This is a genomic window from Nonomuraea deserti (assembly GCF_004348685.1).
Lineage (GTDB): Bacteria > Actinomycetota > Actinomycetes > Streptosporangiales > Streptosporangiaceae > Nonomuraea > Nonomuraea deserti.
In genome coordinates, this window is the sequence record NZ_SMKO01000014.1 from 69,140 (window position 1) to 85,670 (window position 16,531).

Here is a 16,531-nt window from a genome sequence, read left to right on the forward strand (position 1 = left end):
CGGCGAAGCCGTCCACCGGCCCGCGGGGCGCTGACAGACTGCTGACCTGCGCTGTCGGCACTACTCTGCAGGAGCGACGCGGTGGGCATGGGTCAGCGGATGATGCGGATGACGACCGCTCTGGCGGTCGCCGGCGCGGGTGGCGTACTCGCCGCACCGGAAGCGGCCGGCGGGAGCCCTGTGCGGGTCGTGCCGGAGTTGGATGCTGCGGGTGCCGTGCATGCCACGCCGAGGGCGCGCGGCGCCCGTGCGGTCTCGGGAGTGAGCGCCGGCGTGGTGCCGGGAATGCGCGGGGAGCTCGCCTGGTGGGACTGCGGGGACGGATTGCAGTGCGCCAAGCTGTCCGTGCCCGCCGACTGGGCCAGGCCGCGCGGAGCCCGTACCGAGATCGACGTGGCCAGGATGCCCGCGCGGGACCCGCGGCGGAGTCTCGGCCACGTGGTCGTGAACACCGGTGCGGGGTCCTCCGTCCAGGACGTGCGGGCGCGGCCCGACACCGTGAGCGAGCTGGCGCGGTGGTTCGACGTCGTGATCATGGAGGCGCGCGGGACCGGCGACCATGACAGCGCGGCGGCCGTACGATGCGCGGTGCCGCCCCCCGACGTGCAGCGGCTCCAGCAGCTGTCCCGGGGCAAGGCCGGCTGGCGCGCCCACGCCCGCGGCAACGCCGCCTACGGCAGGAGTTGCCGCGCCGCCGCGGGAGCCACCCGGCTCACGTCCTGGCAGGTCGCGTACGACCTCGACGCCCTGCGGGCCGCCCTCGGCGAGGCACGACTGCGCTACTTCGGCAACTCCTACGGTGCCGTCTACGGGCAGGCGTACGTGGAGTCGTTCCCTGGCCGCGTGGGGCGGATGTACCTGGAGGGCGTCCCCGACCTCGCCGAACCCGGGCTGGAGCGGCGGATGACCGCCAGGGCCCGCGCGGTGGAGCGCCAGCTGTACGCCTTCCGCGACTGGTGCCGCGGCCGTCTCGGCTGCCCGCTGGGCGAGGAGGACGCCGTGTCGGTCTTCGACGATCTGGCCCGACGCGTGCCCCTGCCCGCCGGGCCGCGAAGCAAGGTGAACGCCCGGCGGCTGGTCGCCGCCGTGTACGCCGGCCTCGCCCCGGCACGCTGGCCCGAACTGGCCAGGGCTCTGTCGGCGGCCAGATCCGGAGACGCCGGCCCGCTGGCGTCCCTGGCGTCTCCGTCCCTGGCGTCTCCGTCCCTGGCGTCTCCGTCCCTGCCGTCCCCGGACTCCTTGGCGTCGGCGGGTGCGGACGACGCGCCTGGGCCGCCGTCGAGCGGCGGGCTGAGCGGGCTCGCCCCGGGCGACGGTCATGGTGCGGTACGCGGGTCGGGCGCGGCGGCGGGCGGCGGGCCCGCAGCGCCGGCCGGCGGCGCGGACGGTACGGCGCTGCGCATGATGATGTGTCATGACTTCGCGCCCGCCATGCCCCGATACCGGCGCTTTCTCGCCATGGAGGAGAGGCTGCGCGCGGTCGCGCCCCGGGTGGGGTGGCTGAGCGGGAGACACGAGGCCGGCCGGTGCATGGGCCTGGCGGGCACAGGGCCGTCCCAGCCGCCCCGGCTCTCTCCGGCAGCGTCCCAGCAACCCCAGTTCCAGTCCCAGGCCCAGGCCCAGGCCCAGGCCCAGTCACAGTCACAGTCACAGTCACAGTCACAGTCACAGTTCCAGCTGTCCCAGCTCCAGTATTCCCAAGTGCCCCAGCGGTCCCGGGCGTACGCGGGAGCGCGGGTGCTGGTGGGGATCGGGCGGCTGGACATCGAGACGCCCGCCTCCGGCGCGGCCCGGGCGGCCAGGCGGATCCCCGGTGCGGTGGTGCTGTGGCACAGCGACGGGCATGACGCCTACCTGCTGCAGGGCGTACGCAAGCTCCGCGCCGCCTGCCTGCGCGCCCGCGTGCACGACCACCTCGTCAAGGGCATCCTGCCCGCCCGCGGCACCGCGTGCGGGGGAGCCCTGGTGGACGGTATGAACCCGAGAGGCGCGGCCGCCGGGTAGGGTGCTGCGCGTGCTGATCGAACGGGCGGTGGCCGCGGACGCGGGTGAGATCCTCACCGTGCAGCGCGCGGCCTACGTGAGCGAGGCCCAGCTCTACGGCGATCCGTACATACTGCCGCTCGTGGAGTCGCTGGAGCAGATGCGCAAGGCCATCGAGGGCGCCGTCGTGCTCAAGGCGCTCGACGCGGGGAGGATCGTCGGCGCGGTGCGCGGGCAGCTGTCGGGTGCCACGTGCGTGGTCGGCCGCCTGGTGGTCGCGCCCGACCGCCAGGGGCAGGGGCTGGGCACGGCCTTGTTGCGGGCCCTGCACGAGGAGATGCCCGGGGCGTCGGCGTTCGACCTGTTCACGGGGCACCTGTCGGAGGGCAACGTGCGGCTCTACCGCCGCCTCGGCTACCGGGAGACGCACCGGGAGCGGATGGACGACCATCTGACGCTGGTGCACCTGCGCAGGGTCGCGGACCCGAGGTGATCACCGGACGCGGTCCGTCGAGAGCGCGCCGGCCCGCGGCCGGGCCGCCCCCACCACCCCGTCGAGGCGGCCGGGCGCAGGCGTGTTCCCCATGGCTCCGCTCCGGTCGATAGGCTCGTGCCCGTGCTGACGACAGGGCTCACCGGCGGGATCGGTTCCGGTAAGAGCGAGGTGTCCAAGCGGCTCGCCGCCAGGGGAGCCATGGTGATCGACGCCGACAAGATCGCGCGCGAGGTGGTCGAGCCGGGCACGCCGGGCCTGGCCAAGGTGGTCGCCGCGTTCGGCGAGGGGGTGCTCCGCCCGGACGGCTCGCTCGACAGGGAGCGGCTCGGGTCCATCGTGTTCAACGACGCCGAGCGGCTGGCCGAGCTCAACGCGATCGTCCATCCGCTGGTGGGGGAGCGGGTGGCCGAGCTGCGAAGCCAGGCGCCCGACGACGCGATCGTGGTCTACGACGTGCCGCTGCTGGTGGAGAACAACCTGGCTCCCATGTACGACGTCGTCATCGTCGTCGACGCGGCCGACGAGGTGCGCGTCAGGCGGCTCGCCGAGCACCGGGGCATGCCGGAGGCCGACGCCAGGGCCCGCATCGCCGCCCAGGCGAGCCGGGAGGACCGGCTGGCCGCGGCCGACATCGTGGTGCCGAACGAGGGCTCCCTGGACGAGCTGGACGCCCGCGTGGCCGAGGTCTGGCACGAGCTGACGAGGCGCGCCGGCCGCGGCTGAGCACGAGAGCGGGCAGGTCTCACCCGCGCCCGCCCGTGCCGCTCGTGCCCGCCCAAGCCGCCCTTGCCGCCGTGCTCGGCACGAGCGGGCAGGGTCCCGCCGTCCACCGGTGGCGCGGCGCCCCGGGAGCGGTGGGGCGTTGACGGGCTGACCACGATCCATGACCATCGGAAAGATCGCCCGACAGGTTTCGTGGAAGGACCCCCCATGCCGCGCTTGTCCGCAGTCTTGACCACAGCCCTCATCGCGCTCATGGGGATCTTCCCCGGCGCCGCCGCCGGGAGCGCCGCGACGCAGACGTTCCGCAACCCGGTCAACCCGAGCGCCGATCCCAGCCTGATCTACCACGACGGCAACTACTACGTGGCCACCACGCGCGGCGACCGGATCGGCGTCTGGAAGTCGCCCAGCCTGGCCACCCTGCTGTCGGCGCCCGAGCAGGTGGTGTGGCGCGACAGCGACCCGAGCCGCAACACCCAGATGTGGGCGCCCGCCTTCCGCCACGTCGGATCCCGCTGGTACGTCTACTACACCGCCTCCGACGGCGTCGACGCCAACCACCGCATGTACGTCCTGGAGTCCGCGGGCGACGACCCGATGGGCCCGTACACCTTCAAGGCCAAGATCGCCGACTTCGGCGAGTACGCCATCGACGGCGAGCCGATCACCCACAACGGGCAGCAGTACTTCGTCTGGGCCGGCCCGGGCCGCGGCATGGGCGGCCCGGCGCAGCTCTACATCGCCCGCATGAGCAACCCGTGGACGGTGACCGGCGGCCGGGTGGCCATCCCCGCCGACGGCGGCTGCACGGAGGTCAGGGAGGGGCCGACCCCGCTCTACCGCAACGGCAGGACGTTCCTCACCTACTCCACCTGCGACACCGGCAAGCCGGACTACCAGCTGTGGATGAAGAGCATCGCGGACGGCGCCGACCCGATGGTGGCGGCCAGCTGGCGGCAGCACGCGGGGCCGGTGTTCTCGCGCAACGACGCCACCGGCGTGTGGGGCCCGGGGCACCACTCGTTCTTCCGCTCGCCCGACGGCACCGAGGACTGGATCGCCTACCACGGCAAGAACACGAGCGAGTACACCTACGACTTCCGCACCACCCGCGTCCAGAGGTTCACCTGGAAGGCCGACGGCACGCCCGACTTCGGCCGCCCGCTGGCCGCCGGGGCCACCCAGGATCTTCCGTCCGGCGATCCGGGCGCGGCCACCTCGGTGATCAACGACTTCGACCCGCAGGTGTCGTACGCCGGCACGTGGCAGTCGGGCTCAGGCTGCGGCAACCAGTGTTTCTGGAGCAACGACCACTGGAGCGGCGAGGCCGGCGCGACCGCCACCGTCACTTTCACCGGCACCAGGGTGGCCCTGCTGAGCGTGCGCGACCGCGGCAACGGCATCGCCGCGATCTCCATCGACGGCGGCCCCGAGCAGCGCGTCGACTACTACAGCGGCATCCGGGTCGGTGAGCAGCTCAACTACCTGAGCCCGGTCCTGTCGCCTGGCCCGCACACCCTGCGGGTCCGCGTCACAGGCGAGAGGAACCCGGCCTCGGGCAGCACCGTGATCAGCATGGACCGGATCGAGGTGTACTGAGCGTCACGGCCGCAGCAGGTGCGCGGTCTGCTCGTACAGGCGGCGCGCGTCACCTGGGTCGAGGGTCGGCAGCGACGGGTCGACCGGAGTGCGCCGGTCGTAGGCGAGCAGGCCGCGGCCCGGCGGGTCGTCCATGAGCTCGATGATCGGCTGGATGCTCTTCTCGACCGGCTGGGCGAAGAACCTGGCCAGCACCTTGATGACGGTTCTGGCCGGCTGGCCGAGGCTGTCGGCGCCGCTGTCGGTGAAGCCCGGGTGGTGCAGGAGGAAGCGCGTACGCCCGCCCGGATGGTTGGCGGTGTAGGCGACGCCGAGGAGGTCGGTGGCGCGGCCTCCCTGGAGCACGGCCTTGATGGGGCCGAAGCCGTTCTTCAGCGACAGGTCGTCCCAGTGGATGCGGCCCTTGGTGACGCCGACCCCGCACACGTTGACGATCATCGGGTTCCCGCCCTTCTCCAGCGGGCCGGTCAGCCCGTAGCTGAGCAGCATGCGACTGACGTAGTAGAGGGCGAAGGCGGCCTCGAATCCGTCAGGTGTCACCACCCGGCCGGGGAAGTGCCGCATCGCGGTGAGGACGAGCCCGTCCCGCGCGTCGTGCCGCGCCGCGATCTCCTTGATCACGCGGACGTTCTCCGCGACCGAGGTCAGGTCGGCCTGGACGAACGCGGCCCGGTCGCCGGCCCCGGCGCGGGCCGCCTCGTCGAGGAACCGCCGCCCCTTCGCGGGGTCGCTGCCGATGATCGTCACCTGGTCGCCGCGCCGCAGGAAGTGGCGGGCCAACCCTCTCCCCATACCGGCTGTGCCACCCGACACGACATATGTCCGCATATTTCATTCCTAAAGTCATCGAACGCTGACTTGAGGGAACGTAACACAGCATGGCCGTACAATGTCAACGATCGATGACTACGAAGGGAGTCCCGCGTGCGGAAGAGGGACCGGGAGGCCACCAGAGCGCGCCTGCTGGAGGCCGCCAGGCTGCGCTTCGCCCGCGAGGGCTACGACGGCACGAGCGTGCGCGACATCGCCGGAGACGCCGGCGTCGACGCCGGCCTGATCTTCCGCTACTTCGGCAGCAAGAAACAGCTCTTCGACGAGATCACCGCCGACATTCCCGCCGACCTGCTCGACGGCCCCGAGGAGGAGCTGGTCGCCCGCATGGTGCGTTCCGTGGTCTTCGCCGACTGGACCCGCTACGGCGGCGAGCACCCGCTGGTCGCCATGTTGCGTTCCTCGGCCCACGAGGACACCAGGCAGCGCATCCGCGAGGAGGTCTGCACCACCTACGTCAGGGCCCTGGAGGACCTGGCCGAGGGCGACGACGCCGAGCTGCGGGCGGAGCTGCTCAGCGCCTGGCTGGTCGGCATCGGCATCCTGCGCTCGGTCGTGGCCACCCCGGCGCTGGCCGGGGCCGGCCTCGACGACCTCGCTCCGCACGTGGCGGCCGTGGCCGGAGACCTGCTGGGCCGTCCCATGTCGGGCACCTCGGACGCGTGACGGCGCCGCCGGGCGCCGCCTGTCCCGTGCCCGCCGAGCACCCGCCGCACGCCCGGTGCGCCAGGCGTGTCAGGTGTGTCAGGCGGCGGCCAGCGTGTAGGCGTCGGCGACCGCGCCCAGCGCCCAGCGCATCCGCCGCACGTACGTCTCGGGATGGTCGCCCGCCTCCTGCGCCACGTACTCCGCGCACCAGGACGCGTCGCCGCCGCACGCGCACAGCCGCTCGTCCACGGCCTCGCGGATCTGGACGGGCGACAGCCGGTCCGACGGCTGCAGAGCGGTCGCGAAGAGCACCTGCGCAAGCTCGGTCGTGGTGAACATGTCGGGCTCCTCTCCACACGTGCCGTTTGCCGGCACCCTCTAAATAGACATCGAACGGCGGCGGAACTCATCGACATATGACACACAACTTGTGTGGACTTTTCCTCAGACACCCGTGGGGGAGCCGGTGTCAGGCGGAAAATGCGTCGAAACCGGACCGCGGCCGAACGTAGGATCCGGCGGCATGATCATGGATCCGGAAGTCCGCGCCTACTACGAGCGCGGCGGAGAGCTGACCAGGCTGCGCCAGGGGCGCGGCAGGCTGGAGTTCCACCGCACCCGCGACGTGTTGCGCCGCACGCTGCCCCCGCCACCCGCCCGGGTGCTCGACGTGGGCGGCGGCGCCGGCGTGCACGCCGAGTGGCTGGCGGCCGACGGGTACGCCGTCGAGGTGATCGACCCGGTGCCCCTGCACGTCACGGAGGCGGCGGCGCTGCCGGGGGTGACCGCGCGGCTCGGCGACGCCCGCGACCTGCCGGTCCCGGACGGCCAGGCCGACGCGGTGCTGCTGCTGGGGCCGCTCTACCACCTGCCCGAGCGGGCAGACCGCGTCCGGGCGCTGGCCGAGGCGCGGCGGGCCGCACGGCCCGGCGGCACGGTCGCCGCGGCCTTCATCAGCAGGTACGCGGCCCTGCACGACAGCGTCTACCACGGGACCTTCACGGAGCAGGCCGCGCGCGCCGCCGACTACCGCTCGGTCGAGACCGGGACGATCGTCTCGACCGTAGAGACGGGATTCCGGGGTTACCTGCACACCCCTGAGGAGATCCCCGGCGAGTTCACCGACGCCGGGCTGCCCGAGCCGCACCGCTACGGCCTGGAAGGCGTGTTCTGGCTTTACGGAGACGTGAACGCCTGGCTGGACGACGACGGGCGGCGCGAGCTGCTGCTCGACGCCGCCCGCAAGGTGGAGTGCGAGCCGTCGCTCCTGGGGGCCAGCGGTCATCTGCTGGCCGTGACGCGGGTCTAGAACCACCCGCGGTTGCGGGCCATCTTCTCCAGCCCGCGCTCCAGGGCCTGACCCGCCGCGCCGGGCGGATCGTCGTAGCGGATGGTGAACCGGTTGTAGGCGTCATGGCTGGAGGTCAGGAAGCCGCCCCGCTTGTCGGCCTCCAGGATGACGTCCATCTTCCCCGGCACGGCGATGAACGTCAGCTCCAGCTCGTTGAAGTAGCGCCGCCACTTGCCGCCGGCGTAGTACTCGATCTCCTGGAAGAACGGCATCGTCGAGCCGTAGAGCGTGCCGCGCTCCAGGTCGGCCTTCTTGAACCGGAAGCCCAACCGGTCGAGCGCGGCGATCACGTGCTCCTGGACGGGCAGCGGGCTGACGAACAGCGGGTCGAGGTCTCCCTTGTCGAGCGCGCCCGCCAGCGCCAGCTCCGTCTGCACGCCGAGCCTCATCCCGTGCAGTGGCTGCCCCGCGATCGCGCTGATCGGCGTCTCCCACGGGATCGCCACCTCGAACGGATGCTGGTGCTGCGCGCCCGCGGCGAGCTGGAACGGCCCCGAGACCTGCTGGCGCAGGAAGCTGTAGGTCGACTTGTACTCGTTGTCGCCCGACTCGACCTCCACGACCGCGGTCAGGTCGATGTGGATGCCCTCGACCTTGTAGTCCGCCTTGCCGCCACGGAAGTGGACGACTCCGCGCAGCAGCTCGCCGGGGCGCACTCCCGTGTTGGTCAGCACCGTGTCAACCTCGACGCCCGCGCCGAACGCGGCCATCAACTTGCGGAACACCATGGGGGTTCTCCTATGCGGAAGGTGTGTGGCCGTTCATGTGGCCGGAACCCGTGCCCGAGATGCGGGGAAGCAGCTGGGCCAGGAGGAGGGTGGAGAGCGCGGAGTCCGACTGCCCCTGCTGGGTGCGGACGACCAGCGGCTGGGGTGCGTTCTCCGCCAGTTTGGCGCCCACGTCGAGGCGCTTGCGGGCCAGCTCGTACTGCAGCACGGCCCGGTTGTCCCGGTACGACTCGGCCAGCCGGCGCAGCGCCTTGGCCTCGTTCTCGGCGGCGGTCAGCTCGGCCCTGCCGCGCGCCTCAATCTCCCACGTCACCCGCTGCGCCTCGGTCTCCTGCTCCTCCAGCATGCGCGCCACGTCCTTGCGCGCGGTGTTGTGGGCGGCCTTGACCTCGACCACGCGGGCGTCACGGGTCTTCTTGGAGCGCTCGATCTCCATCAGCAGGGTGTCGATGCGGCGCTTGCGGGTCAGCTCCCACTCGCGCTCGTAGGCCGACATCTCCTTGGCCACCTTCTCCCGGGTGGACAGGTGCTGCTGGTACTGGTCGGGCAGCTGGACGTCGGGGATGTTGGCGCCCGTGATGCGCACGCCGTACCTGCCGAGCTGGCGGTTGAGCGCGTCCTGCATGTCGCCCACGTCGGAGCCGCGCAGGTCGTACGCGCGCTCGGTGTGGACCCTGCGGCTGCGCTGCCTGATCGCGTCCTGCACCGCGCTGGAGAGCACCAGGTCGAAGTTGCCCGCGCCGATCGTGCGGACGAACGCGACCGGGTCCACGATGCGGAACTTCAGGAAGAACTCGATCGACTTCAGCGGCACGTTCTCGGCCGTGGGGCAGGCCACGATCGGCGCCGAGTACGGAATCTCGGTCGAGGTGTCGACGACCGCGTCCACCCGGTCCCACGGCAGCCAGAGGTAGTGGCGGCCGGGCGGCAGCGTGCTGGTGATGGCGCCCCATCGGCTGCGTACGCCGGTGGTGCCCTCCTCGATCTCGATGATCGCCTTGCGCCACATCGTGACCAGCGCCAGGGCCAGGAAGAGCAGCGCCGCGAGCGCGGCGATGATCGTGAGGTCGGTCAGCGCGGCCATGCCGGCGCAGTAGAGGGCCAGGAACACCAGCGCCATCCAGGCGAAGCCGCGGCGGTCCTTGGGGATCACGACGGGGACGAGCTGGCCCTGCTCGCCGCCGCGCAGCAGCTGGCGGATCTCACCCCAGGAGGCCAGCGACTCCTTGATCTTCGAGAATTCCCTGCTCATCGGTCGCTCACCAGTTCCTCGTCAACGCGTCGGTTCGGCTCTCTGCTCACAGGAGCTCACTTCCCTGGGCCCGGCCGCCCGGCAGGAGGCGTTCGACGGTCCGTTCGAGCTCCGGGTCGGGCTGCGGCGGCTCCACGGCCTCGCCCACGTCGGCGGCGGCCTTCTTGAGCAGGGCGACGATCTCGTCCTCCCGGCCGGCCACGCGCGCGCCGATCTCGTCGAGCCTGGAGCGGATGGCGGCCATGTCCTCGGGGGAGAACAGCACCGCGCCCTTACCGCCCACCAGCTGCTGCGCCAGGGCCAGGAAGTCGATGTCGGTCTGCTCGCCCACCTGCACCACCTGCGGCAGCCGGGCCGAGACGGACTCCAGCTTGGTCAGCAGGTCCTGCTGGAAGCGGTAGTCGAGGATCTCGGGCGCCTCCGCGGCCGACAGCGCCCTGATGTCCAGGGCCTGGGCCTCCAGGAGCGCGGCGTTGGCGTTGGCCGTGGACTCGGCCTCGACCAGCCGCTGCCTGGCCTGCGCCGTGGCCTGATGGGTGGCACGTTCGAGCGCGGTGTCCATGCGGGCCTGGTAGCCGGCGATCTCGGCCTGGATGGCACTCAGCGTCTCCTGCAGCCCGGCCAGCTCCTTGATCAGGTCGCCCTCGTTCTGCTCCTTGCGCAGGTTCAGCTCGTACTCGTAGGTGTAGGCCTCCTTGGCGACGCGGACCATCTCGGGGGCCGCCAGGTCCATGCGGTATTCCTGGCTGGAGGGCTCGGCGTGCGTGATGTTCACGTCGGTGAGCCGTACGGCGGGCAGGAACTGCTGGTTGAGGCTCTCCAGCATGCCGAGCGTGCTCTCGCCCACCAGGTCGTAGATCTCCTCGGCCCGCTGGGCGTAGATGAGGGAGCGGGTGACCTCGCTGATGGCGTTCTGGAGCTTCGACTGGAAGCCGCTGACCGAGCCGAGCACGAAGATGAACTCGGCCGGGTTCTCGATCCTGAACTGCAGGAACAGGTCCACGCTCGCCTTGACGCCCTGCTGGGTCGGCGCTTCGCTGATCGGCGCGTTGAACGGGTACTCGCGCGTGGTGTTGACGATGTAGCTGACCCGCTTCCACGGGTTGAACAGCGTCACCCGTCCGGGATCCGCGATGTGCACCAGCTTGCCGAACTTGGTGATCAGCGCCTTGCAGCCCTCGGGCACCATCACCACGCTCCGCCGCCACCACAGGAACACGGCGGCCAGGACCAGCACGAACCAGTAGTGCGGGCCGAAGATCAGGTCGGTGTTGGGGATGACGTTGCCGAGGGCGCCGATCAGGCCGAGCACCACGAGGATGCCGAGGGGTACGAGCACCTTCGCGGTGCTGCCCTTGGGGATCACCACGGGCGAGATGACGTGCATGCCGTTGTCGGCGAAGCTGCGGTTGACGATCTCGCCGGCCTCGTTCAGCGACGCCGTTCTGGCCTCGATGAGCGTGCCGATGGAGGCGCCGCCGTCGCGGGCCGCCGCGAAGTCGTGCGGGTTCAGCGCGAAGCCCGGGGCCTGGCCCTGCCCGCCCTGAGGCCCCACCTGGCCGGCGAACTGCCCCACGGCCTGACCCATCGCCTGGCGTACGTCACCCCCTTGCGCCACCGCTTGGGCGATGCCCTGACCTGCTTGGCGTAGTGCCTCTCTGGGACGTGACATTGGACCTTCCTTTTCCGCTACAGGCGATTCCGACCGTATCGGGAATGACTTACTGTTCGCTTGCAATGGGGCATCACATATGTATGGCTGTCCGTAGCAGGTGTGCTGCTTATGTAGTGGACGTACTACGTCGGGGATGCACGCGAGGAGTTCGATGAGCGAGACCGTCCACAACCGCATCGCGTTGCTGCGCGCGGAGCGGAACGTGACCCGCAGGCAGCTCGCCGAGGCCCTGGGAGTCCACTACCAGACCGTCGGCTATCTCGAACGCGGGGAGTACAGCCCCAGCCTCTACCTGGCGCTGCGCATCGCCGGCTATTTCGAGGTGCCCGTCGAAGTGGTCTTCTCCACCAGCCCGTTCCCCAGGATCGGCGAACGGTCCGCATGACGTTTTCTGTCAGTCCGGCCGCCTACAGTGGGCACCATGCGACCGGTCACAGATTTGCAGCGGAAGGTGGCGCCCTTCGAGGTCGTCACCGAGATGACTCCCTCCGGCGACCAGCCGACGGCCATCGCCGAGCTGGAGCACCGCGTCAAGGCCGGGGAGAAGGACAACGTCCTGCTGGGTGCCACCGGCACCGGCAAGACGGCCACGATCGCCTGGCTCATCGAGCGGCTGCAGCGGCCCGCGCTGGTGATGCAGCCCAACAAGACCCTGGCCGCGCAGTTCGCCAACGAGCTCCGCGAGATGTTGCCGAACAACGCGGTCGAATATTTCGTCTCCTACTACGACTATTACCAGCCTGAGGCTTACGTCCCGCAGAGCGACACCTACATCGAGAAAGACTCCTCGATCAACGACGAGGTCGAGCGCCTGCGCCACTCGGCGACCAACTCGCTGCTCACCCGGCGCGACACCATCGTGGTCGCCTCCGTGTCGTGCATCTACGGCCTGGGCACGCCGCAGGAATACGTCGACCGCATGGCCAGGCTCCGCGTCGGCATGGACGTCGACCGCGACCAGCTGCTGCGCCGCCTGGTCGACATGCAGTACACGCGCAACGACCTCGCCTTCACCCGGGGCACGTTCCGGGTGCGCGGCGACACGATCGAGATCATCCCCAAATACGAAGAGCTGGCCGTGCGCATCGAGATGTTCGGCGACGAGATCGAGAAGCTCTCGACCATGCACCCGCTCACCGGCGAGGTCATCACCGAAGACAAAGAGCTCTACATCTTCCCCGCCTCCCACTACGTCGCGGGCGAGCAGCGCATGACGGCCGCCGTGGCGGGCATCGAGGCGGAGCTGGCCGAACGCCTGTCGGAGCTCGAGCGCCAGGGCAAGCTGCTGGAGGCGCAGCGGCTGCGCATGCGCACGACGTACGACATCGAGATGATGCGCCAGATCGGCACCTGCTCCGGCATCGAGAACTACTCGCGCCACATGGACGGCCGCGAGGCCGGCAGCGCCCCCAACACGCTGCTCGACTACTTCCCCGAGGACTTCGTCCTGGTGCTCGACGAGTCCCACCAGACCGTGCCGCAGATCGGCGCCATGTACGAAGGCGACGCCTCGCGCAAGCGCACGCTGGTCGAGCACGGATTCCGGCTGCCGTCGGCGCTCGACAACCGGCCGCTCAAGTGGGAGGAGTTCCTGGAGCGCATCGGGCAGACGGTCTACCTGTCGGCCACTCCCGGGCCCTACGAGCTGGGCCGGGTCAAGGGCGAGGTCGTCGAGCAGGTCATCCGCCCGACCGGCCTGGTCGACCCCGAGATCGTCGTCAAGCCCACCAAGGGCCAGATCGACGACCTGGTCCACGAGATCCGCGACCGCGCCGAGCGCGACGAACGCGTGTTGGTCACCACGCTGACCAAGAAGATGTCGGAAGACCTGACCGACTACCTCCTGGAGCTCGGCATCCGGGTCCGCTACCTCCACAGCGAGGTCGACACGCTGCGCCGCATCGAGCTGCTGCGCGAGCTGCGCACCGGCGAGTTCGACGTGCTCGTCGGCATCAACCTCCTGCGCGAGGGCCTCGACCTGCCCGAGGTCTCGCTGGTGTCGATCCTCGACGCCGACAAGGAGGGCTTCCTCCGCTCGGAGACGTCCCTGATCCAGACCATCGGCCGCGCCGCCCGTAACGTCTCCGGCCAGGTCCACATGTACGCCGACAAGGTCACCCCGTCGATGGAGCGGGCGATCGACGAGACCAACCGGCGCAGGGCCAAGCAGATCGCCTACAACGAAGCCAACGGCATCGACCCGCAGCCCCTGCGCAAGAAGATCGCCGACATCCTCGACTCGTTGCAGCGCGAGGACGCCGACACCGACCGGCTGCTCGGCGGGGGCCGCCAGCAGTCGCGCGGCAAGGCGCCGGTGCCGGGCTTCGCCGCCCGGCAGGCCGGTCAGCACGCCAAGGCCATCGCCGGCGAGATGCCCAGGGCACAGATGGAGTCCCTGATCGACTCGCTGACCGAGCAGATGCACCAGTCCGCGGCCGACCTGCAGTTCGAGGTGGCCGCCCGGCTGCGCGACGAGATCAAGGAGCTCAAGCGCGAGCTGCGCGACATGCGCGAGGCAGGCGTCGAATAACCGAGCGGGTGACGGTGGCGCCCCGCGTGGAAAGCCCGTGATGGTGGCGCCCCGCGTGGAACGACTGAGCGCGTGTTGGTGGCGCCCCGCGTGGAACGACTGAGCGCGTGTTGGTGGCGCCAACGCGGTCGACGGCCGGACCCGCTCCCCTAATGCCCGATGCCCGATGCCCGATGTACCGGTGGCAACGGGCTCCGGGAGCGACGCGACCGGGCCCGGGGCGGGCTCCGGCCGCGACGACGTGGGGCGGGGGCGGTCACATCCGCGCTTCCTCCCGCAGGAGGGCGGCGAGGGAGCCGGGGTCGGCGGCCGTGACGCCCTTGGCGGCGAACCAGGTGGCGACGTTGCGCGCGTCGCGGTCGAGGAACGACGGGCCCGCCGGATGCGCGATCACGTCCACGATCTGCGGAAGGTCGATGATGACCAGCCTGCCCTCGTGCACCAGGAGGTTGTACGGCGACAGATCCCCGTGGGCCAGCCCTTCCCTGGCCAGGGTGACCATGGCCGTGACCAGCTGCTCCCACAGGTCGTCCAGGTCGTCGGACACCTGGGCCAGCCGCGGCGCCGCGAAGCCGTCCCGCGTGCCGATGAACTCCTGCAGGATCTCCGTCCCTACGATCTGCACCGGGTACGGCACCGGCACTCCGAGTTCCCACAGCCGGCACAGGGCGGCGAACTCGGCCACCGCCCACTGAGCGGCGATCACCTGCTTGCCGAAGGCCGTGCGGTTGGCCATGGCCCGGTTCATCCGGCTCTCGCGTGTGCTGCGTCCCTCCAGGTAGCCGGCGTCGCGGTGGAACAGGCGGTGGTCGGAGGAGCGGTAGCGCTTGGCGGCCAGCAGGCACTCGCGGTCGGTGCCGGGCACGCCACGCGAGATCAGGTGGACGTCGGCTTCCTTGCCGGTCTTGAGCACGCCGTGCTCGGTGTCGACGGCGGCCAGTTCGGTGACCAGCCAGTCAGGGTAGGGCCGGGGGCCCTTCTCGGTGGGCGTGCTCTGGTCCCAGGTGGACCAGCGATCACCTTCGGGCGGGCCGTCGTCGGTTCCGGAGGAGGTGTTCGAGGAGGTGCTCTCCAGCCAGGCGATGTCGTCGGCGTCGAGGGCGTACTTGCCGCGGCGGCGGTGTTGCGAGTGCTTGGGCACGGTGGGATTGCTCCAGAAGTGAGACCCACCGGCTCGTCGATCAGGTCAGCGAACGCCCGGTGGGAAGGTGTGAGGACGCGGAAAACGGCACGCGAACAATCGTCATCACGGTCTCACCCTCCCTTCGCGTCGCAGCGATCGACTCGGACCGACTATGCCGGTCGATCGTGAGCGCCGCAACCGAATAAACGGCGTGTCGCGTCGCGGGCGGATGCCGCCGACGTGTGCGGCCCGCACAGGTGTGCCCGGCCCGGCCCGCGCACGTCGGCAAGACCCGCGCACGTCGGCCCGGCTCGCGCATGTCGGCCCGGCTCGCGCATGTCGGCCCGGCCCGGCCCGAGGTGCGCGGGTCGGATATCGCGGTGCGGGACGGCCGGACGGTTGTGTACCTTGCGGGCATGCGACGGTGCGGTGAGTGCGGGCAGTGGGAGCCGGCCGGTGCCCATGGTTGTGCCCGGTGCGCGAGGCTGGTCGACGAGATCGTGGAGGAGGGCTGGCGGGCCTTCCTGGAGCGCGAGTTCGGCGCGCCGGAGCCGCCCGGCGAGCGGCTGATCGCCGAGATGGTCGTGGACGAACCGGACCGGCATGTGTGGCGCGTGGTGGACGCCGCGTACGACCGCCTGACCTGCCCGGAGTGCGGCGGCCGGCTCAGCAGGGGCCCGGCCGGGTGCGCCCCCTGCGACCTGGCCAACGGTTTCCGTTATTCGGCCATCGAGATCGACCGTCCGGGTGTGCCGCCGGGCAACGAGCACGCGCTGCGGGTCAACGTGGCCGTGACGCGCCGGCCGTACGGGATCTCGGCGTCGGAGGTGCTGCTGCGGCGCCTCTCCCTGCCCGCGCTCCTGGACGGCCGGCTGCCCACCGTGGAGCAGGCCCAGGCCACCAAGGCCCTGGTGGGCAAGGGCGCTTCCGAGGCGGAACTGGCCGCGGTCATCTTCGGTGACTGGGGGAGCGGCCCCTAAGCGGGTGGCCAGGTCAAGGTGAGATCGAGGTCCACCTCGAATCCCACGTTGAGCTGCAGGCGCTTGCGATGGATACCCGTAGGGACATAGGCCTTGACCGCAGGCTCGAGTTCGAAGGTGTAGACCACGGGCACGCCGTCTTCTTGTTCGACGCGCCAGAAGTGCTTGATGCCGGCGTTGGAGTATTTGATCGGTTTGGTCGTCCGATCCCTCTCCAGGGATTCCTCCGACACCACTTCAGCCACGAGGTGCACATCCTCTGGCCGGAAAGAAGTGGTTCTCGCGCCGATCGCTGATTTCTTCACCAGGAGGATGTCTGGTTCCGGACGCTGGCGCATGCCCAGCGTGACCGTCATCTCGCGAACGACCGCCAGATGCGTCGGCGGTTTGAGAGAGGTCTCGAACAGCCTGATGGCATAGAGGTGAAAGGCCGTCTGCGGCGACATCATGATGAGTGACCCATCGATCAGCTCGACGTGCCGGGGCGCGTCGGGGGGAAGGTGATCGAGCATGTCGGCGGTCCAGCCACCGGGAGGGCCGGGGTAGAACCACTCCGGGAGGGCCGTGGTCATCGGAATGCCTCCTCAGCGAAGCTCACGCGACGCATCCATT

The 16,531-nt window shown here is 70.5% G+C and carries 16 protein-coding genes; 9 read left to right on the plus strand and 7 right to left on the minus strand.

The window, feature by feature from the left end:
• Window positions 1-87: 87 nt before the first annotated feature.
• The 4 genes from E1292_RS08630 to E1292_RS08645 all read left to right on the plus strand — a co-directional run bounded on the left by E1292_RS08630 (window position 88) and on the right by E1292_RS08645 (window position 4,801).
• Window positions 88-2,004 carry an alpha/beta fold hydrolase gene (locus E1292_RS08630; RefSeq protein WP_246090013.1) on the plus strand — a complete coding sequence of 639 codons (1,917 nt, stop codon included), beginning with the start codon at window positions 88-90 and terminating at the stop codon, window positions 2,002-2,004.
• 13 nt (window positions 2,005-2,017) lie between these two features.
• Window positions 2,018-2,476 carry a GNAT family N-acetyltransferase gene (locus tag E1292_RS08635; RefSeq protein ID WP_132593875.1) on the plus strand — a complete coding sequence of 153 codons (459 nt, stop codon included), beginning with the start codon at window positions 2,018-2,020 and terminating at the stop codon, window positions 2,474-2,476.
• A gap of 123 nt (window positions 2,477-2,599) precedes the next feature.
• Entirely contained in the window at window positions 2,600-3,202 is a 603-nt protein-coding gene (gene coaE / locus E1292_RS08640) for a dephospho-CoA kinase (RefSeq protein ID WP_132593817.1), read from the plus strand.
• Between the two features lie 216 nt (window positions 3,203-3,418).
• The gene (locus tag E1292_RS08645; protein WP_246090009.1) at window positions 3,419-4,801 is read left to right on the plus strand and encodes a glycoside hydrolase family 43 protein; all 1,383 of its coding nucleotides are present in this window, start codon (window positions 3,419-3,421) and stop codon (window positions 4,799-4,801) included.
• A gap of 3 nt (window positions 4,802-4,804) precedes the next feature.
• On the opposite strand, the gene E1292_RS08650 is transcribed toward E1292_RS08645, so the two are convergent.
• Window positions 4,805-5,629 carry an SDR family NAD(P)-dependent oxidoreductase gene (locus tag E1292_RS08650; RefSeq protein ID WP_132593821.1) on the minus strand — a complete coding sequence of 275 codons (825 nt, stop codon included), beginning with the start codon at window positions 5,627-5,629 and terminating at the stop codon, window positions 4,805-4,807.
• Between the two features lie 96 nt (window positions 5,630-5,725).
• Here E1292_RS08650 and E1292_RS08655 point away from each other — a divergent pair, with 96 nt between their 5' ends.
• Window positions 5,726-6,298: a TetR/AcrR family transcriptional regulator gene (locus tag E1292_RS08655; protein ID WP_132593823.1), complete on the plus strand. Its 573-nt coding sequence runs from the start codon at window positions 5,726-5,728 to the stop codon at window positions 6,296-6,298.
• Between the two features lie 78 nt (window positions 6,299-6,376).
• Here E1292_RS08655 and E1292_RS08660 read toward each other — a convergent pair whose 3' ends face one another.
• Window positions 6,377-6,619, minus strand: a complete 243-nt coding sequence (locus E1292_RS08660) for a hypothetical protein (RefSeq protein ID WP_132593825.1) — start codon at window positions 6,617-6,619, stop codon at window positions 6,377-6,379.
• 184 nt (window positions 6,620-6,803) lie between these two features.
• Between E1292_RS08660 and E1292_RS08665 the strand changes: the two genes are divergently transcribed.
• Window positions 6,804-7,589 carry a class I SAM-dependent methyltransferase gene (locus E1292_RS08665; protein ID WP_132593827.1) on the plus strand — a complete coding sequence of 262 codons (786 nt, stop codon included), beginning with the start codon at window positions 6,804-6,806 and terminating at the stop codon, window positions 7,587-7,589.
• On the opposite strand, the gene E1292_RS08670 is transcribed toward E1292_RS08665, so the two are convergent.
• The 3 genes from E1292_RS08670 to E1292_RS08680 are packed head-to-tail and all read right to left on the minus strand — an operon-like array spanning window position 7,586 to window position 11,283.
• On the minus strand, window positions 7,586-8,359 hold the full coding sequence (locus E1292_RS08670; protein WP_132593829.1) for a sporulation protein: 774 nt from the start codon (window positions 8,357-8,359) through the stop codon (window positions 7,586-7,588). The genes E1292_RS08665 and E1292_RS08670 overlap by 4 nt on opposite strands.
• A gap of 10 nt (window positions 8,360-8,369) precedes the next feature.
• Entirely contained in the window at window positions 8,370-9,611 is a 1,242-nt protein-coding gene (locus tag E1292_RS08675) for an SPFH domain-containing protein (protein ID WP_132593831.1), read from the minus strand.
• A 46-nt stretch (window positions 9,612-9,657) separates the two neighbouring features.
• On the minus strand, window positions 9,658-11,283 hold the full coding sequence (locus E1292_RS08680; RefSeq protein WP_165974448.1) for an SPFH domain-containing protein: 1,626 nt from the start codon (window positions 11,281-11,283) through the stop codon (window positions 9,658-9,660).
• A 154-nt stretch (window positions 11,284-11,437) separates the two neighbouring features.
• On the opposite strand from E1292_RS08680, the gene E1292_RS08685 reads away from it, so the two are divergent.
• Window positions 11,438-11,671 carry a helix-turn-helix transcriptional regulator gene (locus E1292_RS08685; protein WP_132593833.1) on the plus strand — a complete coding sequence of 78 codons (234 nt, stop codon included), beginning with the start codon at window positions 11,438-11,440 and terminating at the stop codon, window positions 11,669-11,671.
• A gap of 36 nt (window positions 11,672-11,707) precedes the next feature.
• On the plus strand, window positions 11,708-13,816 hold the full coding sequence (gene uvrB, locus E1292_RS08690) for an excinuclease ABC subunit UvrB (protein ID WP_132593835.1): 2,109 nt from the start codon (window positions 11,708-11,710) through the stop codon (window positions 13,814-13,816).
• A 256-nt stretch (window positions 13,817-14,072) separates the two neighbouring features.
• On the opposite strand, the gene E1292_RS08695 is transcribed toward uvrB, so the two are convergent.
• The gene (locus E1292_RS08695) at window positions 14,073-14,957 is read right to left on the minus strand and encodes a serine protein kinase RIO (RefSeq protein ID WP_132593837.1); all 885 of its coding nucleotides are present in this window, start codon (window positions 14,955-14,957) and stop codon (window positions 14,073-14,075) included.
• A gap of 398 nt (window positions 14,958-15,355) precedes the next feature.
• On the opposite strand from E1292_RS08695, the gene E1292_RS08700 reads away from it, so the two are divergent.
• Window positions 15,356-15,919 (plus strand): hypothetical protein, encoded by a 564-nt coding sequence (locus tag E1292_RS08700; protein WP_246090011.1) that lies wholly within the window; start codon window positions 15,356-15,358, stop codon window positions 15,917-15,919.
• Here E1292_RS08700 and E1292_RS08705 read toward each other — a convergent pair.
• Complete coding sequence (locus E1292_RS08705) at window positions 15,916-16,491, minus strand: Uma2 family endonuclease (protein ID WP_132593839.1); 576 nt, start codon at window positions 16,489-16,491, stop codon at window positions 15,916-15,918. The genes E1292_RS08700 and E1292_RS08705 overlap by 4 nt on opposite strands.
• Between the last annotated feature and the right edge of the window lie 40 nt (window positions 16,492-16,531).